This window comes from Pseudomonas furukawaii (assembly GCF_002355475.1).
Taxonomy (GTDB): Bacteria; Pseudomonadota; Gammaproteobacteria; order Pseudomonadales; family Pseudomonadaceae; genus Metapseudomonas; species Metapseudomonas furukawaii.
The window spans coordinates 3,998,478-4,025,207 of sequence record NZ_AP014862.1; the positions used below are offsets into that span (position 1 = coordinate 3,998,478).

The window sequence follows — 26,730 nt, forward strand, 5'->3', positions numbered from 1 at the left end:
GACATGGAGAACAACCAGAATGCACAAGCTCACACCGCTCTGCTCCGCTTTGCTGATGGTGCTGGCCACCTCGCAAACCCACGCCATGACGCTGACTGAAGCGATTCAGAGCACCCTGGACAATCACCCGGAACTTCAAGCCAGCAACCAGAATCGCCTGGTCGCCGACGAAGAAGTGAAAGTCGCCAAAGGTGGGTACCTGCCGACCGTCGACCTGATAGCCGGCGCGGGTCGGGAGCAGACCGACAGCCCATCCACCCGGGCACTGGGGGACCACAACAAGGAAACCCTGAATTTTCGTGACGCCGAGCTGCGCCTGCGGCAGATGCTCTTCGACGGGTTCAACACCCCGAACGAAGTGAAGCGCACCGAGGCGGTGGTCAACTCCCGCGCCTACTACTCCCTGGGCACCGCCGAAAGCCTGGCGCTGCGCACCGTCGAGGTGTACCTGGACGTGCTCAAGCGTCGCGAGATGGTGTCACTGGCCAGGAACAACCTGCTGGCCCACGAACGCATTCACGACCAGATCAACCTGCGCAGCCAGCGGGGCGTGGGCAGTACAGCCGACCTCGACCAGGCCGAAGCGCGTCTGGCCCTGGCCCGCAACAACCTCTACACCGAGGAAGTGAACCTGGCCGACGCCGAGACCAACTTCTTCAGCGCCGTGGGGCGCCCCGCCGACGAACTGGTTTCGCCGGCCAGCATCAAGGGCGAGATGCCCGCCGACCTGCTGGCCGCGCGCCAGGGCGTGATGGAAGCCAACCCCCTGCTGAAATCCGCCCAGGCCGACGTGCAGGCCGCCGAGAGCCAGTACGAATCGGCCAAGGCCCCCTTCTACCCGCGCTTCGACGCTGAACTGGCCACCACCGCCGACGACAACGTGCAGGGCGACGAGGGCCACTACAACACCTGGCGAGCCGGCGTGGTGATGAACTACAACCTGTTCAACGGCATGCGCGACAAGTCCCGGTTGCAGGCCTCCGCCCACCAGATCAACCAGTCCATGGACATCCGCAACAACGCCCTGAGGGTGCTCAACGAGAACCTCAACCTGGCCTGGAACGCCATGGAAAACGCCCGCAAGCAGACCCCGGAAGCCCGGGCCTATGCCGACTACACCGCGCGGGTCCGCGAGGCCTACCAGCAGCAGTTCGGCCTTGGCCAACGTACCCTGCTGGACCTGCTCGACAGCGAGAACGAACTCTTCACCGCCAACCGCCGCTACGTGGACGTGCGCTACACCGAGGAGTTCTCGATGTACCGCGTCGTCTCCGCCATGGGCGACCTGCTGCGCCGGCAGAACGTGGTGGTCCCCGCCGAGGCCATCGCCGCCAGCGAGGTGAAGAGCGAAGCCCAACTGCCGGACATGAGGTGAGCCAGATTGGGAGCCCAGCGCCATGACCACCATGGAAAGGACTGACGGTCCCAGGGATCCGCGCCAGGGCCACGACGACCCGTTGCTCGATGGCCTGCTGATCCTCTGCAAGCTTCACGGCCGCGCCGCCAGCCGGGCCAGCCTGAGCAGCGGCCTGCCGCTGCCGGATCAGCGCCTGTCCCCCGAGCTCCTGCCCCGGGCCGCCGCCCGCGCCGGGCTGCAAGGTCGCCTGCTGCGTCGTCCGCTGGACGCCATTTCGCCCTTGAACCTGCCGCTGCTGCTGCTGCTCAAGGGCGGTCGCAGCGCCGTGCTGAGCCGTTTCGACGGCAGCGGCCGGGCCCTGATCCTGCCCAGCGAGGCCGAGGGTGGCGAGCAGTGGGTGCCCCGCGAGGTGCTGGATCTGGAGTATTCCGGCCAGGCCCTCTTCGCCCGCCCGCGCCATGAACTGGAGGAAGCCCACGCGCCCCTGGTTCCACGGGTCAAGTCCTGGTTCCGCGACACGCTGCGGTTGTCCCGCTGGCTCTACGCCGACGCCATGCTGGCCAGCCTGCTGATCAACCTGCTGGGCATGATGGTGCCGCTGTTCGTGATGCAGACCTACGACCGCGTGGTGCCCAACCAGGCCACCGCCACCCTCTGGGTCCTGGCCATCGGCCTGCTCATCGGCACCGGCTTCGATCTCCTGTTGCGGGTGCTGCGCGCCAACCTCCTGGACAACGCCGGGAAAAAGACCGACGTGGTGCTCTCCGCCACCCTCTTCGAACGCATCACCGGCATGTCCATGAAGGCCCGACCGGTCACCATCGGCGGCTTCGCCCAGAGCATCCACGACTTCCAGGGCCTGCGGGAATTCCTCACCGCCGTCACCCTCACCAGCCTCATCGACCTGCCCTTCTCGGTGCTGATGCTGCTGGTGATCGGCCTCCTGGGCGGCCCGCTGGTGGTGATCCCGCTCCTCGCCTTCCCGCTCACCGCGATCTTCGCCTGGATCATCCAGACCCGCCTGCGGGACACCGTGCAGCGCAGCCTGGCACTGGGCGCCGAACGCCAGGCACTGCTGATCGAAACACTCTCGGGCCTGGAAACGCTCAAGGCCTGCGGTGCCGAGAGCGAGCGCCAGCACCGCTGGGAACACACCCACGGCGCCCTGACCCGCCTCGACAGCCACGCCCGTTTCCTCTCGGCGCTGGCCACCAACGGCACCCTGTTCATGCAGCAGTTCGCCGGCCTGGCCATGATAGTCACGGGCGTCTACGCCATCATCGCCGGCAACCTCAGCGTCGGCGCGCTGGTGGCCTGCTACATGCTCAACAGCCGGGTGCTCTCCCCCCTGGGACAGATCGCCGGGCTCATCACCCGCTACCAGCAGGCGCAGTTGACCATGAAGTCCACCGACGCGCTGATGGGCCTGCCCCAGGAGCGCGAGTCCGGCCAGCGCCCCCTGGAGCACCAGCGCTTCAAGGGCAACCTGGAAGTGCGCCAGGTGGAGTTCCGCTACCCCGACCAGGCCACGCCGGCGTTGAACAAGGTCAGCCTGCGACTCGCCGCCGGCGAGCGGGTCGGCATCATCGGCCGCAGCGGCTCCGGCAAGAGCACCCTGGCGCGCCTGATCATGGGCTTCTACGCCCCGGACGAAGGCCAGTTGCTGCTGGACGGCATCGACCTGCGGCAGACCGACATCGGCGACCTGCGCCAGCAGATCGGCTATGTCAGCCACGACCTGCCGCTGCTGGCCGGCAGCCTGCGCGACAACCTCACCCTGGGCGCCCGCTACGTCAGCGACGACCGCATGCTGGAAGTGGCCGAAATCACCGGCGTCGCAGAACTCGCCCGGCAGCACCCGCAAGGTTATGACCGCCCCGTGGGCGAGCGCGGGCAACTGCTCTCCAGCGGCCAGCGCCAGGCGGTGCTGCTGGCCCGCGCCTTGCTGCTGGACCCGCCGCTGCTGGTACTCGACGAGCCCACCAGCGCCATGGACAACAGCAGCGAGGAAACCCTGCGCCAGCGCCTGGCCACCTGGTCGGCGGGCAAGACGCTGATCCTCATCACCCACCGCAGCTCCATGCTGGCCCTGGTCGATCGCCTGGTGGTGATGGACAACGGCCAGATCGTCGCCGACGGCCCGAAAGACACCGTCATCGACGCCCTGCGCAAGGGCCGCATCGGCCAGGTCAACCCCTGAGGAGGCACGTCATGAGCCGTGCGGATGCCGCCAACCCCTACTTCGGTCGACCGCAACGGACCGACACCGAGTTCATGCCCGAGGTCGCGGGCACCCTGGCCGAGGACTCGCCCCGAGCCACCCGCATCACCGTCTGGGTCGCCTGTGCGTTGCTGCTGGTGGCGCTGGTCTGGGCCCACTTCGCGGTGCTGGAGGAGGTCACCACGGGCGAAGGCAAGGCCATCCCGTCCAGCAAGGTGCAGGTCATCCAGAACCTGGAGGGCGGCATCGTCTCCGAGATCCTCGTGCGCGAGGGCCAGGTGGTGGACAAGGGCGATGTGCTGCTGCGCCTCGACGACACCCGCTTCCGCTCCAACAAGGGCGAGACCGAAGCCGACCGGCTGGCCCTGATGGCCCGCGTGGAGCGCCTCTCCGCCGAAGCCGAGGGCCGCGAACTGGCGCTGCCCGACGAGATCGGCCGCGAGGCGCCGCAACTGGCGGAGGACGAGAAATCCCTCTACCGGACCCGCATGGATCGCCTGGAAAGCGAGCAGCGCATCCTCGGCGAACAACTGCGGCAGAAGAAGCAGGAGCTGGCCGAATTCCGCTCCAAGAGCCAGCAGTATCGCTCCAGCCTGGGGCTGATCCAGCAGGAGCTGAACATGTCCCAGCCCCTGGTGAAGGCCGGCGCCATCTCCCAGGTGGAAATCCTTCGCCTGCAGCGCAGCGCCGTCGAAACCCGTGGCGAACTGGAAGCCACCAACCTGGCCATTCCGCGGGCCGAATCCGCCGTCTCCGAGATCGAGCGGAAGATGGAGGAAAGCCGGTTGTCCTTCCGCTCCGACGCCCTGAAGGAGCTCAACGAGACTCGCACCGAACTGTCGAAGATCACCTCCACCGGCAAGGCCATCGACGACCGCGTCAGCCGCACCACGGTGGTCTCCCCGGTGCACGGGGTGATCAAGCAGCTCAAGGTCAACACCATCGGTGGCGTGGTCCAGCCCGGCAGCGACCTGGTGGAAGTGGTGCCGCTGGAAGACAACCTGCTGATCGAGGCGCGCATCCGGCCCCAGGACGTGGCCTTCCTGCACCCGGGGCAGAAAGCCATGGTCAAGTTCACCGCCTACGACTACACCATCTACGGCGGGCTCAAGGCCGACCTCGAACTCATCAGCGCCGACACCATCACCGACGAGGAAGGCAAGAGCTTCTACCTGATCCAGGTGCGCACCGAGAAAAGCCACCTGGGCCCCGACGACCATCCCCTGCTGATAATCCCCGGCATGGTGGCCACGGTGGACATCATCACCGGCGACAAGAGCGTGCTGGACTACCTGCTGAAACCCGTGCTCAAGGCCCGGCAGGAAGCGATGCGCGAGCGGTAGGGCCGGAAAGGCAACGCATCCGGTGCATCGGCACGCAGCCGGGACGAACGGTCAGCCGGGGCGCTCGGCCTTGTCGTGGTTCCTGCGGAAGGTCTCCTCCCCCATCGCCTCGATCTGCCCCTGGATCAGCGCCTCGAATGGACGCAGCAGCGCGTCGAAACGTGTCGGCGACTCGGCGATCTCCAGGGCGGCGACCACGGCTTCGAGTGTGGACAAGGCCCCCGGCATGGGCGCCTTGCGCAGGCGGTAGCGGGACACCCGTCCCTCGGGCAAGGTCACCCGGGGCAAGGCTGCCAGTTCGGGGTTCACATGGAGCAGCTTGCGCGCCTTGCGCCAGGTGCCGTCTGGCACCACCAGCAGCAGCGGGCGCGGGTCGGCGGCAGCGACCTCGGCCAATGGCCGGGCGCCCTCGCCGGGGAACAGCAGGCAGGGCCGGCAAGCCCCATCGGCCAGGAGCGCGTCCAGGTCGTCGAAGCGCTCCCCCACCCGCAGCTCGGCATTCGCCAGCCCCAGCGCCGCCAGCCGGGCGGTGTTCAGGGCGTGCCCCACCTCGCTGGGGTGCTGCAGCAGCAGGACGCGGGTGCGGCTGGCCAGATGCGGGATCAGCGGGCAGAGGCAATGGCTTTCGGGGCGCTGGCAGCGCGGACAACTGGGGCGTGGCATGGGGCTCTCCTGGGGCGCGCATTCTGCCACAGCGCGCCGCGCCCGCAGGGGTTGGTAATGCGTGGGCACTGGTAGCCCGGATGCAATCCGGGAGCGGTGTTCCGCCTCCTCCCCGGGGTTCATTTGCGCTACGGCTTGTACGCACCAGGGCCCAGGTGTCTTGGACGCGGCGCGTGCGGTGCGCCCTAGCGGTTGAACCGCTCCGCCAGGCTGTGCAGGTAATCGGCCATGCGCTCCAGGTCCTGGCTGATGTTCGCCCCCTCCTGGGCCTGGCCGGCGCTGTGGTCGGACAGTTGGGCGATACGGGTGATCTGGCGGCTGATGTCCTCCGCCACATGGCTCTGTTGTTCCGAGGCCGCCGCCATCTGCTGGCTCATGCCGGTGATGCGGGTCACCGCCTGGCTGATGCCTTCCAGGGCCTCGCGCACCGCCTGCACGCTGTCCACGCTCTCCCGCGAGATGGACTCGCCCCGGGTGGCGGTGACCACCGCGCGCTCGGCCCCGGAGCGCAGGGAGGCGATGATCTGGTGGATCTGCTCGGTGGACTGTCGGGTGCGCGAAGCCAGGGTACGCACCTCATCGGCCACCACCGCGAAGCCCCGCCCCTGCTCGCCCGCGCGGGCCGCCTCGATGGCGGCGTTGAGCGCCAGCAGGTTGGTCTGCTCGGCAATGGCGGTGATGACGTCGGCGACACTGCCAATGGACTGGGTGGACTCGGCCAGGTCATGCACCGCGCGACCGATCTCGCTCACCGCAGCGGCCATGTGCTGCATCGCGTTCAGGCTTTCTCCCGCCAGGTCGTTGCCGTGGCGGGCCAGCCGTTCCGCCTCCTCGGCGGCGTGGGCGGTGTGGCTGACGTTGTGGGAGACCTCCTGGATGGTGGCCGCCATCTGGTTGATGGCGGTGGCGGACTGGTCCGTCTCGCTGCGCTGCTGCTCCAGCAATTCGGCTTCCGAACGTGAAAGCCGCGCCGCCTCGGCGGCACGCTGCTTGACGTTCTCGCCGGCATCCTCCAGTCGCGTCAGGGCCGTCTGCAGGCGCGCTTCCTCGCTGATCATGGCCATGTCCAGCAGCGCCTGGGCGCCACGGCTGTCGGTGTAGGTCAGGGCCACCAGGTCGCTGGTGAAGGCCTTGGGATGCTGCTCCAGGGTCTGGCGAATGGTCTGCCGGTAGCGATAGAGCTGCAACGAACCCAGGCCGAGCATGGTGACCAGGAGGAGCGCCATCGACGGCCAACCCTCCAGCAGCAGGTTACCGGCCAGCAGCACCAGGGTGGCCAGGACCACCGGCCAGGAGCGCATGAAGTCGTAGCCCCAGCGCGCCAGCCGGGGAACCGGCGACTTGCCGGCCCGCAACCGCGCGTAGAGGGCATCGGCACGGGCCACCTGCTCGCGGCTGGGCAGGGAGCGCACCGACTCGTAGCCCACCATCCTGCCGTTCTCGTAGACCGGGGTCACATAGGCGCTGACCCAATAGAAGTCGCCATTCTTCGAGCGGTTCTTCACCAGCCCCATCCAGGGCTTGCCCTGTTTGAGGGTGTCCCACATGTGGCCGAACACGGCGGGCGGCATGTCGGGATGACGGACGAGGTTGTGGGGCTGGCCGACCAGTTCCTCCCGGGTGAAGCCGCTGATGGCGACGAAGGCGTCGTTGCAGTAGGTGATCTTGCTGTTCAGGTCAGTGGTGGAAATCAGCCTTTCTTCGACACTGAAGGTACGCTCCCGCTGGGTCACGGGCAGGTTCTGACGCATGGCGGGCAGCTCCTTCTGTATGGGCGCAATGCCAGTAATTCCCTGAAATAAAGGTCTAGCACGCTGCCATTCGGAGCCCATGGCCGACTCGGGATCAGGTCATCGGCAATGTGATGCGCCTCACAAAAAATCCGTGAACCTCAGCGCAGGTTGAGCTGGGCCCGCAGCAGGTCGCGGAAGGTCAGGATCAGCGGTTCCTTGGCCCGCCCACGGCGCAGGATCATGGAGAACGGTGCCTGGTAGCCGAAGGTGGCGGGCAGCAGGCCGCGCAGGCGCTTCTGCTCCACCCAGGGCTGGGCGTAGTGTTCCGGCAGGTAGCCGATGTAGGCGCCGGACAGCACCAGGATCAGTTGCGCTTCCATGGATTCCACCGTCGCCGCGCTGTGCTTGAAGCCGTGGCGCGCCAGCTCCGCCTGGCTCCAGTAGCCGCGTCCCACCATGCGCTGCTGGGTGATGAGTTCGGCGGGAATGCGCCGCTCGCCGTAGAGCGGGTGCCGGTCACTGCAGTAAAGCCAGTGCTGCTCGCGGTACAGCGGCTGGTAGACCAGGCCGTTCATGCGGGTGGAGAAGGCGCCGATGGCCAGGTCCAGGCGGTTGTCCAGCACCCCCAGTTGCAGGTCGTAGGGACTCATCACCGACAGGTGCAGGTGCACCGCCGCATGTTCCTGGCTGTAGGCGCCTATCACCTCCGCCAGCGGGAGCGCCGGATCGCTGACGGTGGAGTCCAGCACGCCCAGGTTGAGGGTGCCGCGCAGCTCGCCCTTGAGCGACGCCGAGTAGCGCTCGAAGCTTTCGAGTTCTCCCAACAAACGCAGCGTTTCCTGGTAGTAGAGCTCGCCCTTGCTGGTCAGCCGGAACCCGCCCCGCCCCCGATGACACAGGGTCAGGCCCACCGACGCCTCCAGTTGGCTCATGTAGGTGCTGATGGCCGAGGTGGACAGGTTCAGCTCCTGCTGCGCGGCGGCGAATCCCTGGTGACGGACCACGGCGGCGAATATGCGCAGGAGTTTGAGGTCGGGAAGGGCGGTGGACATAGGGCTCCGGCAAAACGATCGGCTACAAGGCGCCTGGTGAACTCATTCGCCTCTGCAGGATAGGGCGATGTGCGACAGATCGGCGCAGTCTACCCTCTCCCGATAGTTTAGAAATCCTTGAACTGATTATTTGCCACCAGCGATTTGTCCCCGCCCGCTTCCTGACCAGAATCAGCCCACTACCTACAACCACAACAACCGTGAGGCCACCCCGTGGACAAGAAACTCCATCAGCCCCTGGGCGGCAATGAGATGCCCCGTTTCGGCGGTATCGCCACCATGCTTCGCCTGCCCCACATCCAGACCCCCGCCGAACTCGACGCACTCGACGCGGCCTTCGTCGGCGTTCCCCTGGACATCGGCACCTCCCTGCGCTCCGGCACCCGCTTCGGGCCCCGCGAAATCCGCGCCGAATCGGTGATGATCCGCCCCTACAACATGGCCACCGGCGCCGCCCCCTTCGACTCCCTCAACGTGGCCGACATCGGCGACGTCGCCATCAACACCTTCAACCTGAAGGAAGCCGTACGCATCATCGAGGAGGAGTACGACCGTATCCTCGGCCACGGCATCGTCCCGCTGACCCTGGGCGGCGACCACACCATCACCCTCCCGATCCTGCGCGCCATCCACAAGAAGCACGGCAAGGTCGGCCTGGTGCACATCGACGCCCACGCCGATGTGAACGACGAGATGTTCGGCGAGAAGGTCGCCCACGGCACCACCTTCCGCCGCGCCGCCGAAGAAGGCCTGATCGACTGCGACCGCGTGGTTCAGATCGGCCTGCGCGCCCAGGGCTACACCGCCGAAGACTTCAACTGGAGCCGCAAGCAGGGCTTCCGCGTGGTCCAGGCCGAGGAGTGCTGGCACAAGTCCCTGGCCCCGCTGATGGCGGAAGTCCGCGACAAGGTCGGCGGCGGCCCGGTCTACCTCTCCTTCGACATCGACGGCATCGATCCCGCCTGGGCGCCCGGCACCGGCACTCCGGAAATCGGCGGCCTGACCACCATCCAGGCGATCGAGATCATCCGTGGCTGCCAGGGCCTGGACGTCATCGGCTGCGACCTGGTGGAGGTGTCCCCGCCCTACGACACCACCGGCAACACCTCGCTGCTGGGGGCCAACCTGCTGTACGAGATGCTCTGCATCCTCCCGGGCGTCGCCCACCGCTGAGTACAACCACTTCCCCGGCGCCACGTCGCGCCGGGCGCGTACCGATCGCCAAACAAACGCTCAGGCCCCCCTGAAGCGGCGTAACAACGAAACAGCTCCACTTTATTGCGACTGCCTACAACAACAACCACTGCAATACGCCTTGAAGGAGTTACCGATGAGCACTCGTCCGCTGAAACTGTTCGCCCTCGCCGGCCTGGTCGCCGCCACCCTGAGCGGCGGCGCCATGGCCGCCGATGGCAAGCCCTCGTTCGTGAGTTCGGGAAGTTTCCAGGTCTGTTCCGATCCGACCTTCCCGCCGCTGGAGTTCTTCGAGAAGGCCGGTGACCGCGAACCGAGCGGCTTCGACGCGGACCTGATCCGCGCCCTGGCCCAGCACTGGGGTGTGAAGCCACGCTTCATCGTCACCGAGTTCACCGGCCTGCTGCCGGGCCTGGACGCCAAGCGCTGCGACGCGGTCATCAGCGGCACCCTGATCACTCCCGAGCGCACCGAGAAGCTCAACGCCGTGGCCTACCTGGCCAGCGCCACCATCGTCTTCGGCAATGGCAAGAGCGACCTCACCCTGAACAGCCTGGATGACCTCTCCGGCAAGGTGGTCGCGGTGCAGTCCGGCACCCGCTACGTGGACATCATGGAAAAGCTCAACGAGCAACTGAAGGCCGCCGGCAAGACCCCGGCCACCCTGCAGACCTACCCGAAGGGCAGCGACGTGGCCCAGCAGGTACTGGTCGGCCGCGCCGCAGCCGGCCTGTCCCAGGACACCGAACTGGCCTACCGCGAACTGCAGACACCCGGCCAGTTCAAGACCCTCTATGCCTTCCCCGAGAAGGACATCTTCGGCGCCTACATGCGGCCGAGCCCGGAAGACAAGAAAGCCGTCGAGGACGCCGTATCCGCCCTGAAGGCCAACGGCACCCTCAAGTCCATCGCCGAGAAATGGAAGCTCGACCCGGCCAACCTGGAAACCGCCGCGCAATAAGAGCCCCCTCTCCCACGGGTGGGAGAAGGGTTGGGGACAGGGTGCTCGCTGGTCGGCCCTCTCCCCGGCCCTCTCCCGCCGGCGGGGGAGGCAAAGCTGTCCGGGCCCCTGGCGCCGACACACGCTTCCATTCACGCAGGACACGTACATGAACTTCGATGTGACTGTCTTCTGGGACGCCCTGACGTCCTGGCACTTCTTCCGCGGCGCCTGCATCACCCTGATCCTGGCGCTGGTGTCCCATTCGGTGGGCATCCTCATTTCCATTCCCTGCGCCCTGGCCCTGGACGGCCCGCCCAGCGTCTGGCGCAGCACCCTGCGCGGGGTCCTCAGCGTCTTCCGCGGTGCGCCTACCCTGCTGCAACTGCTGTTCGTCTGGAACGCCCTGCCGCAGTTCTTCCCGGTTTTCCGGGAGGAATGGTTCACCCCCTTCATCGCCGCCTGGATCGCGCTGTCCCTCAACGAGGCCGCCTACCAGGTCGAGATCAACCGCGCCGCGCTGAAAGCCGTGGACAAGGGTCAGTACGCCGCCGGCCACGCCCTGGGCCTGTCGCGCTGGCACACCTTCCGCTACGTGATCATGCCGCAGGCTGCGCGTATCGCGGTGCCGCCGACCGCGAACGAGTTCATCACCCTGCTGAAGATCACCTCGCTGGCCTCGGTGATTTCCCTGCAGGAACTGATGGCCGTGACCTCGCAGACGGTATCCACCACCTTCCAGTTCTCCGAGTACTACGCCGTCGCCCTCGTCTACTACCTCGCCATGGTTTACAGCCTGACCTGGATGCAGGGAGGCCTGGAACGCCGCCTGTCGTGGGACGCCCACAGCAGCACCAGCAGCAAGTCCGTCGGCCTGGTGCAGCGCACCCTGGCCCACATGCGCCGTATCTGAGGAGCCCGTCATGAACGAAATCATCCGTCTCGAGAACGTCGGCAAGCGCTATGAGGACTTCCAGGTGTTGCAGGGCATCAACCTCTCCGTACGCCAAGGCGAGAAGATCGTCATCTGCGGTCCCTCGGGCTCCGGCAAATCGACCCTGATCCGCTGCATCAACCGCCTCAATCCCCACGACACCGGCACCATCACCGTGGAAGACCAGGACATCTCCACGAAATCCGGCAGCGATCACGTGCGCCGCGAAGTGGGCATGGTGTTCCAGAACTTCAACCTGTTCCCCCACCTGACCGTGCTGGAGAACTGCACCCTGGCACCGATGAAGGTACGCGGCCTGGGCCGCAAGCAAGCCGAGGAGCTGGCCCTGCGCTACCTCAATCGCGTGCATATCGGCTCCCAGGCGCACAAGAAACCCGGCCAGCTGTCCGGGGGCCAGCAACAGCGCGTGGCCATCGCCCGCGCCCTGTGCATGAGCCCCAAGGTGATGCTGTTCGACGAGCCCACTTCCGCGCTCGACCCGGAAATGGTCGGCGAGGTACTGGATGTGATGACCGAACTGGCCCAGGACGGCATGACCATGCTCTGCGTGACCCACGAGATGGGCTTCGCCCGCAAGGTGGCCGACCGCGTGGTGTTCATGGACGCCGGCCAGATCGTGGAAACCTCCAACCCGGCGGACTTCTTCGACAACCCGCAGCATCCGCGTACCCGCGCCTTCCTGTCGCAGATCAATCACTGATGAACGTACAGAACGAAGCCATCCTGCGCCGTGACCTGGCGGCCGCCTACCGCCTGGCCGCCCTGTTCGGCTGGGACGACACCCTCTACACCCACTTCTCGGTGCGCCTGCCCGGCGTGGAGCCGCGTTTCCTGATCAACCCGTTCGGGCTGATGTTCGAGGAGATCCGCGCCAGCGACCTGATCGTGGTGGACATGCACGGCCGCGTGGTGGAAGGCAACGCCGACTACAACGTCGCCGGCTTCACCATCCACAGCGCCGTGCACATGGCCCGCGCCGATGCCCACTGCGTGATCCACACCCATACCCTGGCGGGCATGGCGGTGGCCGCGGCGGACAACGGCCTGGCGCAGCTCAACCAGATCAGCGCCGAGTTCCACCAGCGGGTCGGCTATCACACCTACGAAGGCATTGCCCTGGACCTGGGCGAGCGCGAGCGCCTCGTGGCGTCGCTGGGCGACAACATCGCCCTGATGCTGCGACACCATGGCCTGCTCAGCGTCGGTGCCAGCGTCGCCGACGCCATCTACGTCATGTACTACCTGAACAAGGCGTGCGAGATACAGATCGCCGCCTCCTCCCTGCGCGGCATCCGCGAGATGCCCAACGATCTCAGCGTTCACGCCTGCGAGCAGTTCCAGGCCTGCGAATGGCAGCGCCAACTGGTCTGGGAAGCCTGGCTCAGAAAGCTCGAAAGGGAGTGCCCCGAATACAAGGACTAGAACAAGCCGGATTGCTTGAAAACGGCGCAGTGTGAAGCGTTGCGCGCCTGGTAACACCTGCCACGGCCTTGCGAACCGTGGCTACAACAATAGAAAGAGAGACCTGTAATGGCTTTGGATATTTTCGTAGTACTCCTATACGTAGCTGCCATGCTCGCCCTGGGCTGGTACGGCATGCGCCGCGCCAAGACCCGTGAAGACTACCTGGTGGCCGGCCGCAACCTCGGCCCGGGCTTCTACCTCGGCACCATGGCCGCCACCGTCCTCGGCGGGGCCTCCACCATCGGCACCGTGCGCCTGGGCTACGTCCATGGCATTTCCGGCTTCTGGCTCTGCGCCGCCCTGGGCCTGGGCATCATCGGCATCAGCCTGTTCCTCGCCAAGCCGCTGCTGAAGCTGAAGATCTTCACCGTGACCCAGGTGCTGGAGCGTCGCTACAACGCCACCGCACGCCATTCCAGCGCCGCCATCATGCTGGTGTATGCGCTGATGATCGGCGCCACCTCCACCATCGCCATCGGCACCGTGATGCAGGTCCTGTTCGGCATCCCGTTCTGGGTCGCGGTCCTCATCGGCGGCGGTATCGTGGTGGCCTACTCCACCATCGGCGGCATGTGGTCCCTGACCCTGACCGACATCGTGCAGTTCCTGATCATGACCATCGGCCTGGTGTTCATCCTCATGCCCATGTCCATCAGCGACGCGGGCGGCTGGGACGCCCTGGTGGCCAAGCTGCCGGCGAGCTACTTCTCCCTGACCGCCATCGGCTGGGACACCATCATCACCTACTTCCTGATCTACTTCTTCGGCATCTTCATCGGCCAGGACATCTGGCAGCGCGTGTTCACCGCCCGCAGCGAGGGCGTGGCCAAGGTGGCCGGCACCGCCGCTGGCGTGTACTGCGTGCTCTACGGCCTGGCCGCCGCCGCCATCGGCATGGCCGCCAAGGTGCTGCTGCCTGACCTGGACAACGTCAACAACGCCTTCGCCAGCATCGTTGACGCCACGCTGCCGGACGGCATCCGCGGCCTGGTGGTCGCCGCCGCCCTGGCCGCGCTCATGTCCACCGCCAGCGCCGGCCTGCTGGCCGCCTCCACCACCGCCGCCCAGGACCTCTGGCCGCTGCTGTCCGGCAGCAACGCCGACGGTGAAGGCGACGCCCACAAGAACCGCCTCTTCACCCTGCTGCTGGGCGTCGTGGTACTGGGTATCGCCCTGGTGGTGAGCGACGTGATCAGCGCCCTGACCCTGGCCTACAACCTGCTGGTGGGCGGCATGCTGATCCCGCTGCTGGGTGCCATCTACTGGAAGCGCGCCAGCACCGTCGGCGCCATCGCCAGCATGGTCCTGGGCAGCCTGACCGCCTGCCTCTTCATGTTCCTCGACGGCCTCGATGCCAATACCCCGATCTACTACAGCCTGGCGGTAGGTGCGGTGAGCTTCGTGATCGTGAGCCTGCTGTCGCGCCCGCAAGCGGCCGCCGGCAGCCTGGCCTGATATGCACTGCCGCCTCCCCCGAGGCGGCCCTTCCCGCCCCGGTCCGCGTCCGCCGACCGGGGATTTTTTTGTCTCGAGCACCTCGATGGTTGTAGGGTGAATGACGCTTCTTTCATCCACCAGCCGCGCCCGATCGTGCCTCGCACGGTGGACCAGTGAAGCGCGGTCCACCCTACGATGGAGACCCTCGCGCCCCAGTCCGGCCCGCACCGAATCCGGAGATCGTTTGGCGCGGATTCATTCGCGATAAGGTCCCGGCAGGAAACTCAGCACAGGGATATCCCATGAAAATCGTCAGTCGCGACCGCTGGTTCGATGTCGAGCACCACTACAACGGCATCAGCCTGATCAGCGAGACCTACGTCCGCCCCTTCTACCGCTGCAATATCTGGCACGTGCAGGGCCGCGACCGCGACCTGCTGATCGACTCCGGATCCGGCCTGGTGAGCCTGCGCGAACAACTGCCCTGGCTGACCCAGCGCCCGCTGCTGGCGGTGGCGAGCCACACCCACTTCGACCACATCGCCGGCCACCACGAGTTTCCCGAGCGCCTGGTGCACCCGGCGGAGGCGGACATCCTCGCCCGCCCCGACGGCGACAACACCCTGTCGAAGGCGTACGTGGGGGACGAGATGTTCGAGGCGCACCCCGACTGCCCGCTGTGCTACGCCGAGTACCGCGTCAAGGCGGCACCGGCCACGCGGCTCATCGATGAGGGGGATGTGCTGGACCTGGGCGACCGGGTCCTGGAGGTGCTGCATACGCCCGGCCATTCACCGGGCGGCATCAGCTTGTGGGAGGCGGAGACGGGCACGCTATTCAGCGGCGACATCGTCTATGACGGGCCGTTGGTGGATAACGCTTATCACTCGAACCTGGAGGATTACGCGAAAAGCCTCGCACGGCTGCGCGACCTTCCGGTGCGCACCGTGCATGGTGGCCATTTCCCCAGTTTCTCCGGTGAGCGCCTGCGCGAGTTGGCGGACAACTGGCTCAGGGCTCACGGATGAACCGGTTACTGCCTCTGGCGGCGCTGACGCTGCCCTTCATTGCGGACGGGAATGGGTTGCAGGCGCGGTGCCTCCATCAGGCCCAGCGCGACAGCCAGCTGCCACATCCACGCTTCTAACCGCTTCTTCATGCTTGACCCCCTTTCCTGGGACGTTGGTCGGGTGATCCGCAGGTCTTGGATCACCCTAGGCAGGAGCTTAGTTGCTCCGGGCAGCTTCCAAAATACGCTCGCTCGGAAATTTCTCGATGACGTATGTCAAACCGCCGAACGGTCATCAGGAAAGTTCCTTCGGCATCGTCTGACGTCCCTGCTGCAGATCTATCCAGGCCCTGAGGTTGGCGCCGAGCATGCCCTTGCGCCACATCAGCCAGGTGACGGCACGGTTGAACGGCGACCCCAGTTCATGGACCCGCACCTCCTCCCGGCCCGGCAGGCTTTCCAGCATGGAGCGCGGCACCAGGGCGATGCCGCCGCCGGCGATCACGCAGGCCAGCATGCTGTGGTAGGACTCGATCTCCATGGGCGGCGACATGGGCACCTTGGAGGCCACGAACCAGGCCTCCAGCCGGCGTCGGTAGGAGCAGCTCTGGCGGAAGGCATAAACCTCCAGCCCCGCCACATCCTCAGCCGAATGCACCGGCCCATGGCTGGCCTCGGTGATCAGCACCATCTCCTCCTCGAACATCGGCAGGCCGTCCAGCTCGGCGAACTCCAGCGGGCCATCCACCAGCGCGGCGTCCAGGCGGCCGGCGAGCACGGCATCCAGCAGTTCGCCACTGGGCGCGGTCTGCACCTGCAGGTTCACCGCCGGCCAGGCGCGGTGGTAGCGCACCAGCATCGGCGGCAAATGGATGGCGGCGGTGCTGAACATGGAGCCGATGATGAAATTGCCCGCCGGCTCGCCACCGCGCAGGGCCGCCTCGGCCTCCGCCTGGAGGGCGAACATGCGCTCGGCGTAACCCAGCAGCACCTTGCCCGCCGGTGACAGGCTCAGGCGCTGGCGCTCGCGGAGGAACAGCTCGACGCCGAGGTTTTCCTCCAGTTGCTTGAGTCGCGTGGACAGGTTCGACGGCACCCGGTGCAGGCGAGTGGCGGCGCGGGTAATGGAGCCCTCTTCGGCCACGGCCTGGAAGATGCGGAGCTGGCTGAGTTCCATCGGATCACCATTCATTAATACAGAACAAGTGCATTCATTTTTATTCGTTTTTAATGAACACATCCAGCCCCTAGGATGACATTCCGACGACCTGATCGACCCGGAGCCCGCCATGTCACCGTTGATCCGCCTCTTCGCCTGCTTCCTCGCCCTGCTCGTGGCCATGGGCGTGGGCCGCTTCGCCCTGACCCCGCAACTGCCGCACCTGATCGCCGAAGGCCAGGTGGACCTCACCGCCGCCGGCCTGGTGGCCGCCGCCAACTACCTGGGCTACCTGGTGGGCGCCCTGGACGCGCTGAATGCCCGCACGCCACGGCAGGCCCGCCTGCGCCTGTCGGGTGGACTCTGGGCCTGCGTGCTGCTGACCCTGGCCTCGGTGCCGGCGGAGGGTTTCTGGCTCCACGCCCTGCTGCGCTTCGGACTGGGCGTGGCCAGCGCCTGGGTGCTGGTGATCGTCACCGGCCTCAGCCAGCGGCTGGCCGCGGATACCGGCCGGCCACGCCTGGGTAGCCTGGTGTTCGCCGGCCCCGCCCTGGGCGTGATCCTCACCGGACTGCTGGCCCTGGAGCTGAATCTGCGGGGCCAGGGGTCGGCCGCCCTGTGGCTGGCCTTTGGTGTCCTGGCCCTGGTTCTGACGCTGCTGGTCCAGCCGCTGCTGCCCTCCCCCGTGCCGTCCGCACCACCTCAGGGTCCGGCCCGCGCCCGGCCCCGCGCCTTCCTCGCCCTGCTGGGCGCCTACGGCCTGGTGGGACTGGGCTACATCATCCCCGCCACCTTCCTCTCGCAGATGGCCGCCGCGCGCTTCCACGGCCAGTGGCAGGCCGACCTGTTCTGGCCCGCCTTCGGCCTGGCGGCGGCACTGGGCGTGATGCTGGTGAGCCTGCGTCCGCAGAGCGGCGGCGGCACCCGCCGCGCCCTGGTGACGGCGCTCTGGCTGCAGGCCCTGGGCACCCTCGCCTGCACCCTGCCGGGGCTGGCCGGGCTGACCCTGGGCGTGATCCTCTGCGGCGGCCCCTTCCTCGCCGGCATGCAACTGGTGATGCAGTACGCGCGTGAACTGGACCCTGCGGGCCACGCCCGCAACGTCGGCCTGCTCACCGCCGCCTTCGCCCTCGGTCAACTGGCGGGCCCGCTGCTGGCCGCGATCAGCAGCCACTTCGGCGGCGACCTGCAGGCGGCGCTCTACGTCGCCGGTGGCGGCCTGGTATTGGCGGGAGGGTTGATGCTCGGCACGCCCGCGGAAACGAATTCGTTCGCGAAGGCGTGATTCGGTGCTCCACTTCGGGCCCGGTGCGCATGGCGCCCCCCACAATCGGCATCGATCCATGTGGGGCGCACTGCGCGCACCGAGGCGCGCGAGGAACGCATCAGGTGCCGGTCTTGATCTTGGTCCAGGTGCGGGTGCGGATGCGCTCGATCTTCGGCGGCAGCATCTCCACCGAGAACAACCGCGCCTGCACCTCGGGCGTCGGGTAGACGTTGGGGTTGTCCCGCAGCTCGGCCGAGATCAGCTTGTCCGCCGCCTGGTTCGGGTTGGCGTAGGCCACGTGGTCGGAGATCGGCGCCACCACCTCGGGCTGCAGCAGGTAGTTGAGGAAGGCGTGGGCCTCGTCGAGGTTCTTCGCGTCCTTCGGGATCGCCAGCACGTCGAACCAGGCCGCGGTGCCTTCCCTGGGAATGCGGTACTCCACCTTCACCCCGTTGCCGGCCTCGCGGGCGCGCGCTGCGGCCTGCATGGCACCGCCGGACCAGGCGATGGCCACGCAGACATCCCCGTTGGCCAGGTCGGTGACGAACTTGGACGAGCTGAAGTAGCTCACATGGGGGCGCAGCTTCACCAGCAGCGCTTCGGCCTTCTTGTAGTCCTCGGGGTTGCGGCTGTTGGGCGACAGGCCGAGGTAGTGCAACACCTCCGGAATCACCTCGGTGGGCGAGTCGAGAAAGGCCACGCCGCACTGCTTGAGCCGGGCGAGGTTGTCGGGGTTGAACACCAGGTCCCAGGAGTCCAGCGGGGCGTTCTCGCCGAGGATGGCCTTCACCTTGTCGACGTTGTAGGCGATGCCGTTGGTGCCCCACATATAGGGCATCACGTACTGGTTGCCCGGGTCCTTGGCGGCCAGCACCTTGAGCAACGCCGGGTTCAGGTTCTGCCAGTTGGGCAGCTTGCTCCTGTCCAGGGGCTGGAACACACCGGCCTTGAGGTAGTTGGGCAGGAAGCTGTCGCTGGGCACCACCAGGTCGTAACCCGAGTTGCCGGACAGCAGCTTGGCCTCCAGCACCTCGTTGCTGTCGTAGACGTCGTACTGCGGACGCACGCCGGAGGCGGCCTCGAAGTCCTTGAGGGTGGTCGGGCCTATGTAGTCGAACCAGTTGTAGATGCGCACCACCGGCTCGGCGACGGCGCTCAGCGAGGCGCCCAGCAGGGCCCCCGCCAGTAGGATGCGGGCCTTCATCGGGCCGCCCCTTCGAAGCCTTGCAGCACGTTCACCGCATTGACGCCGATGGCTTCCACCGCATAGCCGCCTTCCATGATGAACAGGGTGGGCAGGCCGAGGACGGCGATGCGCTGGCCCATGCGCAGGTAGTCCGGGGAGTCCAGCTTGAACTGGGAAATCGGATCGTCCTTGTAGGTGTCCACGCCCAGGGAGATCACCAGCGCATCCGGCGCGTAGTCGGCGATCTTGCGGCAGGCGTCCTCCAGCGCGGCGGACCAGCCATCCCAGCCCGTGCCGTGGGGCAGCGGATAGTTGAAGTTGAAGCCCTCACCCGCCCCTTCGCCGCGCTCGTCGGCATGGCCGAGGAAGTAGGGATACTCCACCAGCGGGTCGCCGTGGATGGAGGCGAACAGCACGTCATCGCGGTTGTAGAACAGCTCCTGGGTGCCGTTGCCGTGGTGGTAGTCCACGTCGAGGATGGCCACGCGCCTGGCGCCCTGGTCGAGGAAGGCCTGGGTGACGATGGCGGCGTTGTTGAGGAAGCAGTAGCCGCCCATGAAGTCGCTGCCCGCGTGGTGGCCCGGCGGACGGCAGAGGCCGAAGGCCATGTTGGCGCCCTGGCGCATGTGGTCCTGGGCGGTCAGCGCCACCTGGGCGGAGCTGTAGATGGCCTGCCAGGTGCCGGCGGTGATGGGCGCCTCGGTGTCGAAGCTGTAATGGCCCAGCTCGCCCATCAGCGCGGTGGGGATGGGACCGTCGCGACGCAGGCGGCGGCCCGGGAAGGTGGTGGAGACCAGGTCGCCGCTATGGCCTTCGGCGGCCCAACGCGCCCAGGCCCCCTTGAGGAACTCCACGTAGCGCCGATCGTGTACCCGCAGGATGGGCTCCAGGCCGAAATCCCGGGGTGCGATGACCTCGCCGAGGTTCTGCTGGCGTACCCGCGCCAGCACGGTGTCGGCGCGGCTGGGCATCTCGAAGCAGGGCTGGAGCTTGCCATCGACCAGTTCGGACTGGCCGAAGTGGAGGCGGTGATCGTCGCTGTAGACGGTGAGCATGATGGGTACCTCGACGGGTCTTGTTATTGGTGGACCGATTCTGGGACGCCCACGCCGTCTTGCGCAGTGGTGGGAACGGCCAATAGGAGATCGAAATGGCCAATTTATCTGGCCGATCAACCCCTCTCGCTTTGTACGATGGGTAGAGCTTGCGAACCCCCTCGTCGGCGGCTGATGGGTTTCGCTTCGCTCTACCCATCCTACAGAGGGCTCGGGAGCGATCCGAAGAATCCGACCCGGCAACCGCATTGCCGTCCTACAGGAGGCTTGGGCAGCATCCGGCCTCGTTGCGACCACGGTCGTGACCTGGGCTGGAACCCCAGAGGTACAGAGTACGGTTAGCCATGCAGGTCGACGGCGAACTATCGTTCCCAGTTTTCCTGGCAGTCATGGCGGACTGTGCGAGGCGGGCATGTGCCCGGCCGGTTTCTGTACCCGGTGGTTCCAACCTTGCACAGTCCGCCACCCTTCCCCGCTGTACCCCGGTGGCGGTTCCTCCAGGCTCTAGAGGGAACTGCACCATGAGCACCCACTACTACGAAACCCGCCATTTCTTCCGTCACGGCCGCCTGCTGCGCGCCACCCTGATCGGCCATGAACCCTGGTTCGCCGCCCGCGACCTGGCACGGCTGCTGGGCATCTCCGCCAATGTGCGGCTCTACGAGGGCCTGGACCCGGACCAGTGGCGCAACGGCCTGATCAAATGCGGCCGCGGCATGGTCAGCGAGGAGCTGATGCTGAGCGAATCCGGCTGCTACGACCTGATGATCCGGCGTTTCTACCACCCGGAAAACCGCAACCTGCGCCGCTGGATAACCCAGGAACTGATTCCCAGCCTGCGCGCGCGCCAGGCGGCCTGAGGCCAGAGCATCGGTGAGTAGATGGCGCCGCCTGGGACAGGGCGATACGCCTGGGTGCGCCACGCGCACCCGCTCTCCTCAACCCCGGAAATGACTGGGCGGCTGGCCGCTCCAGCGCTGGAAGGCGTGGCGCAGGCTGGCGGTCTCGCTGAAGCCGAGTTCCTCGGCGATGCGGTAGATGGGGATGTCGCCCTGCTGAAGCATTTCCTTGGCGCGGGTGAAGCGCAGCTCGTCCAGCAACTGCTGGTAGCTGGTCTGCTGCTGCGCCAGGTGCCGGCGCAGGCTGCGGGAGGAGCAGTTCATCTGCCGCGCCAGCTCCTCCAGCCCCGGCGGGTCCTGCAGGCGTGCCGCGAGCAGGCCGCGCACCCGCTCCAGCCAGGCACGGCGGGCGGCGAACTCGACGTTCTGGCGCCGGCACTGTTCGAGCATTTCCTTGTGGGTCACCGGGTCGGCCAGGGGCAGGCGCCGGGACAGCCAGTCAGCGTCGAAACCGATGGCGCTGCGAGCGGCGCCGAAGGTCACCGGGCAGCCGAAGCCCTTGGCGTAGGGCCGCGCCATGCCGGTGAGGGCGGGATAGTCCAGCTGCACCGCGCGCAATGGCAGGGCCTGGCCCAGCAGGTCGGCGAAGATCACCTTCAGGGACCCCAGGCACAGCTCGGTATTGAAGGCGCGCAACCCGGCATCCTCGTTGTAGCCGGTGGCGCTGAGCCAGACGGTATCGCCTTCCTGCTCCAGCGCCAGGCGGAAGTAGGTGCCCAGCAGCACCGGGTAGCTCAGGCCGATGCGCAGCGCCTCGCCGAAGGTGGGCGCCGAGAGCATGGCGTAGCCCAGTAGCCCGTAGGCGGAGATGCGCGTACGCAGGCCGAGGATCAGCCCCAGGGCCGGGCGCGGCGCCAGGCGCACGGCGTTGGCGTATACCAGTTGTTCCTGCTCGGGGCTGACCAGCCGCTGCAGCTCCAGCAGGTCCTGCTCGCTGATGCCGGTACCGGCCAGCACCTCGCTGGCGGGAATGTCCGCTTCCCGCAACAGGGCCACGGTGAGCGCCGACATGTGCAGGGAGTTGAGCCAGGTGGCGCGGGAAAAGACGTGCTCGACCATGGCGTTTACTGCAGGGCCTCGGTGAGTTCGCGCTCCTGGCGCCGGTAGGGGAAGACGTCGATCACCTTGCCCTCGCGGATCGCGTCCTGCAGGGACTTCCAGTAGGCGGCGTCGTAGAGCTCGCCGTGCAGCTTGGCGAAGAGCCGCCGCTGCTTGAGGTCGGCGAACAGGAAGCGCGGGAATTCCTCGGGAAAGACGTCGTTGGGCGCCACGGAATACCAGGGCTCGGCGGAGAGTTCGTCCTCCTCGTAGCGCGCCGGTGGAATCACGCGGAAGTTCACCTCGGTGAGGTAGCAGATCTCGTCGTAGTCGTAGAACACCACGCGGCCGTGACGGGTGACGCCGAAGTTCTTCAGCAGCATGTCGCCGGGGAAGATGTTCGCCGCCGCCAGTTGCTTGATGGCCAGGCCGTAGTCGTAGAGCGCCTCGTGCATCTGCGCTTCGCTGGCGTTCTCCAGGTAGAGGTTCAGCGGGGTCATGCGGCGCTCGGTCCAGCAGTGGCGGACAAGCACCACGTCGCCTTCCAGCTCCACGGTGGACGGCGCCACTTCCAGCAGCTCGGCCAGGCAGTCGGGGTCGAACTTGGCCTTGGGGAAGCGGAAGTCGGCGAACTCCTGGGTATCGGCCATGCGCCCGACGCGGTCGACGTTCTTCACCAGCCGGTACTTCTCGATCACGGTGTTGCGGTCCACCGTCTTGGCGTGGGCGAAGCGGTCCTTGATGATCTTGAACACGGTGTTGAAGCCCGGCAGCGTGAACACGCTCATGACCATGCCGCGCACCCCCGGCGCCATGACGAAACGGTCATCGGTGTTGGCCAGGTGGTTGATCAGGGCGCGGTAGAACTCCGACTTGCCGTGCTTGTAGAACCCGATGGAGGTGTAGAGCTCGGCGATGTGCTTGCCCGGCAGGATGCGCTTGAGGAAGCCGACGAACTCCGCCGGCACCGCCACGTCCACCATGAAGTAGGAACGGGTGAAGGAGAAGATGATGGACACCTCCGCCTCGTCGGTGATCACCGCGTCCGCCTGGATGCCCCGGCCCTCGCGGTGCAGCAGCGGGATCACCAGGGGCCACTGCTCGTCGCGGTTGTAGAGCCGCCCCACGAGGTAGGCGCCCTTGTTGCGGAACAAGGGCGCGGCGAACAGCTCGATGGCCAGTTCCGGGTCCTTGCACACCCAGTCCGGCACCGTCTCCCGCAGCTGCGCCTCCAGCCTGGCCAGGTCGCCGGCGCGGTCGTCGTAGGGCACGTCGAAGCGGAAGTCGTCGAGGATCGCCGAAAGCGCCGCATGCAGGCGGCCGCCGGGGCGATAGTTGCGGGTCTGCGGCGCCCGTTCATGGGTACGCAAGGACGGGCGCGTGGTGTGGATGAACATGCAGCCGTCGCTGATCAGGTCATGGCTGAACAGGCTGCAGAACACCGAGTTGTACCAGGTCTCGGACAGCTCATCGTCCAGACGCAGGTCGATCAGGTCGATGTAGGCGCTCTTCACCAGGGGCCAGAGCTGCACGTCCAGCAGCTCCTCCGGCGGATAGGCCTCCGCCAGCCGCCCCCGGGTTTCCGTCACCTTCACTTCATAGAGGGCGATGCGTTCGGCGGCGGCCTGCTGGGTCGCCGGCCACTCCGCCCGCTCGAACCGGGCGCGGGCGCCATCGGTGATCCGGCGGAAGTGTTCGCGGTAGTCGTCGAAGCCTTCGAGTATCAGTCGGGCGATGCCTTCGGCCGGCCATTGCTGCGCCATGGAATTGTTCTCGGCTGCGGTCATGGAAAAGGCGAGCTTATCCAGAAAAGATGCCCGCTTGTAGGTTCAGTGCCGAGCGCTGAGCGCCGGGACCCGGACGGAATCCCGGAGGACGCGCAGCCAAGCCCTCGGCCGGGCGTCAGGCCAGCCCGCGCGCCTTCAGCACCTGAGCCAGGTAGTCGATGAAGGCCAGCACCTTCCCGCTAGCCCGGCGGTGGCTGGGATAGACGGCCAGGATCTGCGGGCCAAAGGCATCGGGGTCGATTTCGTAATCGGCCATCAGGTGCACAAGGCGACCGTCGGCGATGTAGGGTGCGCCGCTCCACAACGGCACGTGGAGCAGGCCAACGCCGGCCAGGCAGTTGGCCAACAGCAGGTCATAGTTGTCGCTCTCCAGACGCGGGGTGGCGGAATGGGAGAGGCCGAATCGCTGGCCGTCCTTCTCGACCCACCACTGCAGCCGACTGAGGGAGGTGTGGCGATAGAGCAGCCAGTCGTGCCGCTCGACGCTGTCCGGGCCCACCGGCAAGGGGTTACGCGCCAGGTAGCCGGGGCTGGCGCAGATGGCGATGCGGTTGCGCCCCACCACCCGGGCGATCAATCCGGGCTGGTCGCCACGTCCTTCCCGCAGGGCCAGGTCGTAGCCCGCGTCCGCCAGATCGACGAAGGCGTCGGACAGGTCCACCCGCAGGCGGATCTGCGGGTACGCGGCGAGAAAGCCGGCGCACGCCTCGTCGAGAAAGGACCGGCCGAACGCCAGCGGCGCCGTCATCCGCAGGTTGCCGTGCAGGCCGTGCTGCAACTGGCTCACTTCTTCACCCGCCTCGTGCAGGCGCTGCAGCACCTGGCGCGCGGTTTCCAGGTAGAGGCGACCGGCTTCGGTCAGCACGGTACGCCGGGTGCTGCGCTCGAACAGGCGTACCCCCAGTTCGTCTTCCAGGTGGGTGACGGCCTTGGTCAGCGCCGATGGGGTCTTGCCCAACTGTTCGGCCGCGCGACTGAAGCTGCCGTGCTCCGCCGTGGCGACGAACATGCTGATGGCACCGAGCTTGTCCATGGTTTTTCCATTCAGGCAAAAGGGTTTAGAGCATTCTGGACGTTCTGCCGTCCCGGGGGCAGCCGCTAGTCTCGCCGCCAGACCAAGAAAAACAAGAGGTTCGATCATGAAGGCTTTTACACCCTCGCTGTTGGCGCTCGCGCTGGCTTTTTCCTCGATGGAGTCCATGGCGGCGGCCGATCTGGTGCTGCTCAACGGCAAGATCTACACCGCCGATCCGGCCAATCCGTCCGCCCGGGCCATGGCCGTGAAGGACGGCAAGGTGCTCAAGGTCGGCGGCAACGACGAGATCAAGTCCCTGGCCGACGGTTCCACGCGGGTCATCGACCTGACGGACAAGCGGCTGATGCCGGGCCTGATCGACACCCACTCCCACGCCGTGTTCGGCGGCCTGGAAATGTCCACCGCGAACATGGGGGACGAGGTGGTGGAACTGGCCGAACTGGAAAAACGCCTGCGTGGCTGGCGTGACGACGGCACCGCCTTGCACGGCGACGTGATCAACCTCTCGGGCATGAGCTCGGCCTACTGGAGCAAGGCAGAGGAGCTGGGCCGCCTGTTCAACCAGGGCGAATGGGCGAAACAGCCGGTGGTGCTGGCGGGCAGTGATCACCACACCGGCTGGGCCAACAACGCCATGCTCGAGCGTGCCGGGATCGACGCCAGGCTGATCGCCAGCCTGCCGGAAGCCGAGCGCGGCACCCTGGGCGCCCGCCCGGATGGGCAACCCAACGGCTTCGCGGTGGACGCCGGCTGGGACCGCATCGCCGCCGCCCTGCCGCCGGTAAGCCCGCAGATCCTGCTGAAGGCCGCCGAGGCCGCGGTGAAGTACAACAACAGCCTGGGCATCACCGCCTGGATGGACCCGGCGGCCAACGCCGCGCCGGGCGAGGCGGTGTTCGCCATGACGCCCACGGAGAACTCCGTGGGCATCCTGCCGGTGTACAAGGCCCTGGCGGACAAGGGCGAGCTGAGCGCCCACGTGGCCGCGCTGCTGGTGGCGAACTCCAAGAGCCGCCCGGCCGACCTGGACACCCTGGACAAGGTCCGCCAGCGGTTTACCGGCATCCCCAACCTGACCCTGCCGGGTATCAAGGTGTTCGCCGACGGCGTGCTCGAGTACCCCGCCCAGAGCGCAGCACTGATCGATCCGTACAACAACTCGCAGAAACGCGGCGAGCTGCTGATCGACCCCGCTCACTTCGGCGAGCTGGTGAGCGCCGCCGATGCCCGGGGCTGGCGGGTGCACATCCACGCCATCGGCGACCGCGCGGTGCGCGAGTCCCTCAACGGCATCGAGCAGGCGCGGCGTGACCGGCAGAGCGGCATCACCCACTCCATCACGCACCTGCAACTGGTCAACCCCAAGGAATTCGCCCGCTTCAAGCCACTGGACGTGATCGCCTCGATGCAGCTGCTCTGGGCCTCGGGGGACGACTACACCCTGGACCTGGTCAAGCCCTATGTGAGCGCCTTCGCCTTCCGCTACCAATACCCGGCCCACTCGCTGCTGGCCCAGGGCGCCACCATCGCAGGCGCCAGCGACTGGCCGGTGTCGTCGCCCAATCCCTGGATGGCGATGTCTCAGGCCATCACCCGCGACGGCCCGAAGGGGGTGCTCAACGCCGACGAGCGCATTGACCGCGCCACCATGCTCCAGGCCTACACCGTCAACGCTGCACGCACCATCGGCCTGGAGAACCGCATAGGCTCCCTCACCCCCGGCAAGCAGGCCGACTTCATCGTGCTGGACCGCGACGTCCTTGAAGTCGCCGACAAAGACCTTGCCGACACCCGCGTACTGCAGACCTGGTTCGGCGGCCGTGAGGTCTACCAGGCCAACGACTGACAGGAATCCTCCTTCTCCGCTCGTCCACCCCTGCCCCCTGGCGGGGGTTGGGCGGAGCCTTGCCCGCATCCGCCAGAACAATCACAACA

23 protein-coding genes are annotated in these 26,730 nt (G+C 66.9%); 13 read left to right on the forward strand and 10 right to left on the reverse strand.

Annotated features, from left to right (window positions below; translation table 11 throughout):
- Positions 1-19 precede the first annotated feature (19 nt).
- The 3 genes from KF707C_RS18520 to KF707C_RS18530 are packed head-to-tail and all read left to right on the forward strand — an operon-like array spanning position 20 to position 4,921.
- Positions 20-1,375, forward strand: a complete 1,356-nt coding sequence (locus KF707C_RS18520) for a TolC family outer membrane protein (protein ID WP_003454933.1) — start codon at positions 20-22, stop codon at positions 1,373-1,375.
- Between the two features lie 22 nt (positions 1,376-1,397).
- Positions 1,398-3,557: a type I secretion system permease/ATPase gene (locus tag KF707C_RS18525; protein WP_003454931.1), complete on the forward strand. Its 2,160-nt coding sequence runs from the start codon at positions 1,398-1,400 to the stop codon at positions 3,555-3,557.
- Positions 3,558-3,568: 11 nt separating this feature from the next.
- Positions 3,569-4,921, forward strand: coding sequence for an HlyD family type I secretion periplasmic adaptor subunit (locus KF707C_RS18530; protein ID WP_003454928.1), 1,353 nt, complete (start codon positions 3,569-3,571; stop codon positions 4,919-4,921).
- Between the two features lie 51 nt (positions 4,922-4,972).
- Here the strand turns inward: KF707C_RS18530 and KF707C_RS18535 are convergent, their stop codons facing one another.
- From KF707C_RS18535 to KF707C_RS18545, 3 genes are all read right to left on the reverse strand, one after another.
- A complete protein-coding gene (locus KF707C_RS18535) occupies positions 4,973-5,584 on the reverse strand; it encodes a tRNA-uridine aminocarboxypropyltransferase (RefSeq protein WP_003454925.1) in 612 nt (203 codons plus the stop codon).
- Between the two features lie 185 nt (positions 5,585-5,769).
- Complete coding sequence (locus KF707C_RS18540; protein ID WP_003454924.1) at positions 5,770-7,335, reverse strand: methyl-accepting chemotaxis protein; 1,566 nt, start codon at positions 7,333-7,335, stop codon at positions 5,770-5,772.
- Between the two features lie 140 nt (positions 7,336-7,475).
- A complete protein-coding gene (locus tag KF707C_RS18545; RefSeq protein WP_003454920.1) occupies positions 7,476-8,369 on the reverse strand; it encodes a LysR family transcriptional regulator in 894 nt (297 codons plus the stop codon).
- A gap of 213 nt (positions 8,370-8,582) precedes the next feature.
- Here KF707C_RS18545 and speB point away from each other — a divergent pair, with 213 nt between their 5' ends.
- The 7 genes from speB (at position 8,583) to KF707C_RS18580 (ending at position 15,387) form a co-directional block, all read left to right on the forward strand.
- Complete coding sequence (gene speB / locus KF707C_RS18550) at positions 8,583-9,542, forward strand: agmatinase (protein ID WP_003454918.1); 960 nt, start codon at positions 8,583-8,585, stop codon at positions 9,540-9,542.
- A gap of 157 nt (positions 9,543-9,699) precedes the next feature.
- Entirely contained in the window at positions 9,700-10,524 is an 825-nt protein-coding gene (locus KF707C_RS18555) for a transporter substrate-binding domain-containing protein (protein WP_003454916.1), read from the forward strand.
- A gap of 148 nt (positions 10,525-10,672) precedes the next feature.
- Complete coding sequence (locus KF707C_RS18560) at positions 10,673-11,416, forward strand: amino acid ABC transporter permease (protein WP_003454913.1); 744 nt, start codon at positions 10,673-10,675, stop codon at positions 11,414-11,416.
- Positions 11,417-11,426: 10 nt separating this feature from the next.
- Positions 11,427-12,158: an amino acid ABC transporter ATP-binding protein gene (locus KF707C_RS18565; RefSeq protein WP_003454911.1), complete on the forward strand. Its 732-nt coding sequence runs from the start codon at positions 11,427-11,429 to the stop codon at positions 12,156-12,158.
- On the forward strand, positions 12,158-12,880 hold the full coding sequence (locus KF707C_RS18570; protein WP_003454908.1) for a class II aldolase/adducin family protein: 723 nt from the start codon (positions 12,158-12,160) through the stop codon (positions 12,878-12,880). Before KF707C_RS18565 ends, KF707C_RS18570 begins: the two co-directional genes overlap by 1 nt.
- A gap of 108 nt (positions 12,881-12,988) precedes the next feature.
- Positions 12,989-14,377 carry a sodium:solute symporter gene (locus tag KF707C_RS18575; protein WP_003454906.1) on the forward strand — a complete coding sequence of 463 codons (1,389 nt, stop codon included), beginning with the start codon at positions 12,989-12,991 and terminating at the stop codon, positions 14,375-14,377.
- A gap of 284 nt (positions 14,378-14,661) precedes the next feature.
- Entirely contained in the window at positions 14,662-15,387 is a 726-nt protein-coding gene (locus tag KF707C_RS18580; protein WP_003454904.1) for an MBL fold metallo-hydrolase, read from the forward strand.
- 5 nt (positions 15,388-15,392) lie between these two features.
- On the opposite strand, the gene KF707C_RS29955 is transcribed toward KF707C_RS18580, so the two are convergent.
- Positions 15,393-15,518 (reverse strand): PA1414 family protein, encoded by a 126-nt coding sequence (locus KF707C_RS29955; protein ID WP_256586782.1) that lies wholly within the window; start codon positions 15,516-15,518, stop codon positions 15,393-15,395.
- Positions 15,519-15,663: 145 nt separating this feature from the next.
- Complete coding sequence (gene ptrR / locus KF707C_RS18585; RefSeq protein ID WP_003454903.1) at positions 15,664-16,545, reverse strand: putrescine utilization regulator PtrR; 882 nt, start codon at positions 16,543-16,545, stop codon at positions 15,664-15,666.
- 112 nt (positions 16,546-16,657) lie between these two features.
- On the opposite strand from ptrR, the gene KF707C_RS18590 reads away from it, so the two are divergent.
- Positions 16,658-17,812, forward strand: a complete 1,155-nt coding sequence (locus KF707C_RS18590; protein WP_003454901.1) for a YbfB/YjiJ family MFS transporter — start codon at positions 16,658-16,660, stop codon at positions 17,810-17,812.
- A 100-nt stretch (positions 17,813-17,912) separates the two neighbouring features.
- Here the strand turns inward: KF707C_RS18590 and KF707C_RS18595 are convergent, their stop codons facing one another.
- Both KF707C_RS18595 and KF707C_RS18600 read right to left on the reverse strand, forming a co-directional pair.
- Positions 17,913-18,998 carry an extracellular solute-binding protein gene (locus tag KF707C_RS18595; protein ID WP_003454900.1) on the reverse strand — a complete coding sequence of 362 codons (1,086 nt, stop codon included), beginning with the start codon at positions 18,996-18,998 and terminating at the stop codon, positions 17,913-17,915.
- On the reverse strand, positions 18,995-20,035 hold the full coding sequence (locus KF707C_RS18600; RefSeq protein ID WP_003454896.1) for a histone deacetylase family protein: 1,041 nt from the start codon (positions 20,033-20,035) through the stop codon (positions 18,995-18,997). The genes KF707C_RS18595 and KF707C_RS18600 overlap by 4 nt, the downstream gene beginning before the upstream one ends.
- A 521-nt stretch (positions 20,036-20,556) precedes the next feature.
- On the opposite strand from KF707C_RS18600, the gene KF707C_RS18605 reads away from it, so the two are divergent.
- Positions 20,557-20,895, forward strand: coding sequence for a BRO-N domain-containing protein (locus tag KF707C_RS18605; RefSeq protein WP_003454881.1), 339 nt, complete (start codon positions 20,557-20,559; stop codon positions 20,893-20,895).
- Between the two features lie 78 nt (positions 20,896-20,973).
- On the opposite strand, the gene KF707C_RS18610 is transcribed toward KF707C_RS18605, so the two are convergent.
- From KF707C_RS18610 to KF707C_RS18620, 3 genes are all read right to left on the reverse strand, one after another.
- A complete protein-coding gene (locus KF707C_RS18610; protein WP_003454878.1) occupies positions 20,974-21,993 on the reverse strand; it encodes an AraC family transcriptional regulator in 1,020 nt (339 codons plus the stop codon).
- Between the two features lie 5 nt (positions 21,994-21,998).
- Positions 21,999-23,735 carry a bifunctional isocitrate dehydrogenase kinase/phosphatase gene (aceK, locus tag KF707C_RS18615; protein WP_036993606.1) on the reverse strand — a complete coding sequence of 579 codons (1,737 nt, stop codon included), beginning with the start codon at positions 23,733-23,735 and terminating at the stop codon, positions 21,999-22,001.
- A gap of 139 nt (positions 23,736-23,874) precedes the next feature.
- Positions 23,875-24,792: a LysR family transcriptional regulator gene (locus KF707C_RS18620; RefSeq protein ID WP_003454872.1), complete on the reverse strand. Its 918-nt coding sequence runs from the start codon at positions 24,790-24,792 to the stop codon at positions 23,875-23,877.
- A 106-nt stretch (positions 24,793-24,898) separates the two neighbouring features.
- On the opposite strand from KF707C_RS18620, the gene KF707C_RS18625 reads away from it, so the two are divergent.
- Positions 24,899-26,641, forward strand: a complete 1,743-nt coding sequence (locus tag KF707C_RS18625) for an amidohydrolase (protein ID WP_003454869.1) — start codon at positions 24,899-24,901, stop codon at positions 26,639-26,641.
- The last annotated feature ends 89 nt before the right edge of the window (positions 26,642-26,730 follow it).

Coding starts and splice junctions, on each gene's coding strand:
- KF707C_RS18520 (WP_003454933.1), top strand. CDS start 20: ATGCACAAGCTCACACCGCTCTGCTCCGCTTTGCTGATGGTGCTGGCC.
- KF707C_RS18525 (WP_003454931.1), top strand. CDS start 1,398: ATGACCACCATGGAAAGGACTGACGGTCCCAGGGATCCGCGCCAGGGC.
- KF707C_RS18530 (WP_003454928.1), top strand. CDS start 3,569: ATGAGCCGTGCGGATGCCGCCAACCCCTACTTCGGTCGACCGCAACGG.
- KF707C_RS18535 (WP_003454925.1), bottom strand. CDS start 5,584: ATGCCACGCCCCAGTTGTCCGCGCTGCCAGCGCCCCGAAAGCCATTGC.
- KF707C_RS18540 (WP_003454924.1), bottom strand. CDS start 7,335: ATGCGTCAGAACCTGCCCGTGACCCAGCGGGAGCGTACCTTCAGTGTC.
- KF707C_RS18545 (WP_003454920.1), bottom strand. CDS start 8,369: ATGTCCACCGCCCTTCCCGACCTCAAACTCCTGCGCATATTCGCCGCC.
- KF707C_RS18555 (WP_003454916.1), top strand. CDS start 9,700: ATGAGCACTCGTCCGCTGAAACTGTTCGCCCTCGCCGGCCTGGTCGCC.
- KF707C_RS18560 (WP_003454913.1), top strand. CDS start 10,673: ATGAACTTCGATGTGACTGTCTTCTGGGACGCCCTGACGTCCTGGCAC.
- KF707C_RS18565 (WP_003454911.1), top strand. CDS start 11,427: ATGAACGAAATCATCCGTCTCGAGAACGTCGGCAAGCGCTATGAGGAC.
- KF707C_RS18570 (WP_003454908.1), top strand. CDS start 12,158: ATGAACGTACAGAACGAAGCCATCCTGCGCCGTGACCTGGCGGCCGCC.
- KF707C_RS18575 (WP_003454906.1), top strand. CDS start 12,989: ATGGCTTTGGATATTTTCGTAGTACTCCTATACGTAGCTGCCATGCTC.
- KF707C_RS18580 (WP_003454904.1), top strand. CDS start 14,662: ATGAAAATCGTCAGTCGCGACCGCTGGTTCGATGTCGAGCACCACTAC.
- KF707C_RS29955 (WP_256586782.1), bottom strand. CDS start 15,518: ATGAAGAAGCGGTTAGAAGCGTGGATGTGGCAGCTGGCTGTCGCGCTG.
- ptrR (WP_003454903.1), bottom strand. CDS start 16,545: ATGGAACTCAGCCAGCTCCGCATCTTCCAGGCCGTGGCCGAAGAGGGC.
- KF707C_RS18590 (WP_003454901.1), top strand. CDS start 16,658: ATGTCACCGTTGATCCGCCTCTTCGCCTGCTTCCTCGCCCTGCTCGTG.
- KF707C_RS18595 (WP_003454900.1), bottom strand. CDS start 18,998: ATGAAGGCCCGCATCCTACTGGCGGGGGCCCTGCTGGGCGCCTCGCTG.
- KF707C_RS18600 (WP_003454896.1), bottom strand. CDS start 20,035: ATGCTCACCGTCTACAGCGACGATCACCGCCTCCACTTCGGCCAGTCC.
- KF707C_RS18605 (WP_003454881.1), top strand. CDS start 20,557: ATGAGCACCCACTACTACGAAACCCGCCATTTCTTCCGTCACGGCCGC.
- KF707C_RS18610 (WP_003454878.1), bottom strand. CDS start 21,993: ATGGTCGAGCACGTCTTTTCCCGCGCCACCTGGCTCAACTCCCTGCAC.
- aceK (WP_036993606.1), bottom strand. CDS start 23,735: ATGGCGCAGCAATGGCCGGCCGAAGGCATCGCCCGACTGATACTCGAA.
- KF707C_RS18620 (WP_003454872.1), bottom strand. CDS start 24,792: ATGGACAAGCTCGGTGCCATCAGCATGTTCGTCGCCACGGCGGAGCAC.
- KF707C_RS18625 (WP_003454869.1), top strand. CDS start 24,899: ATGAAGGCTTTTACACCCTCGCTGTTGGCGCTCGCGCTGGCTTTTTCC.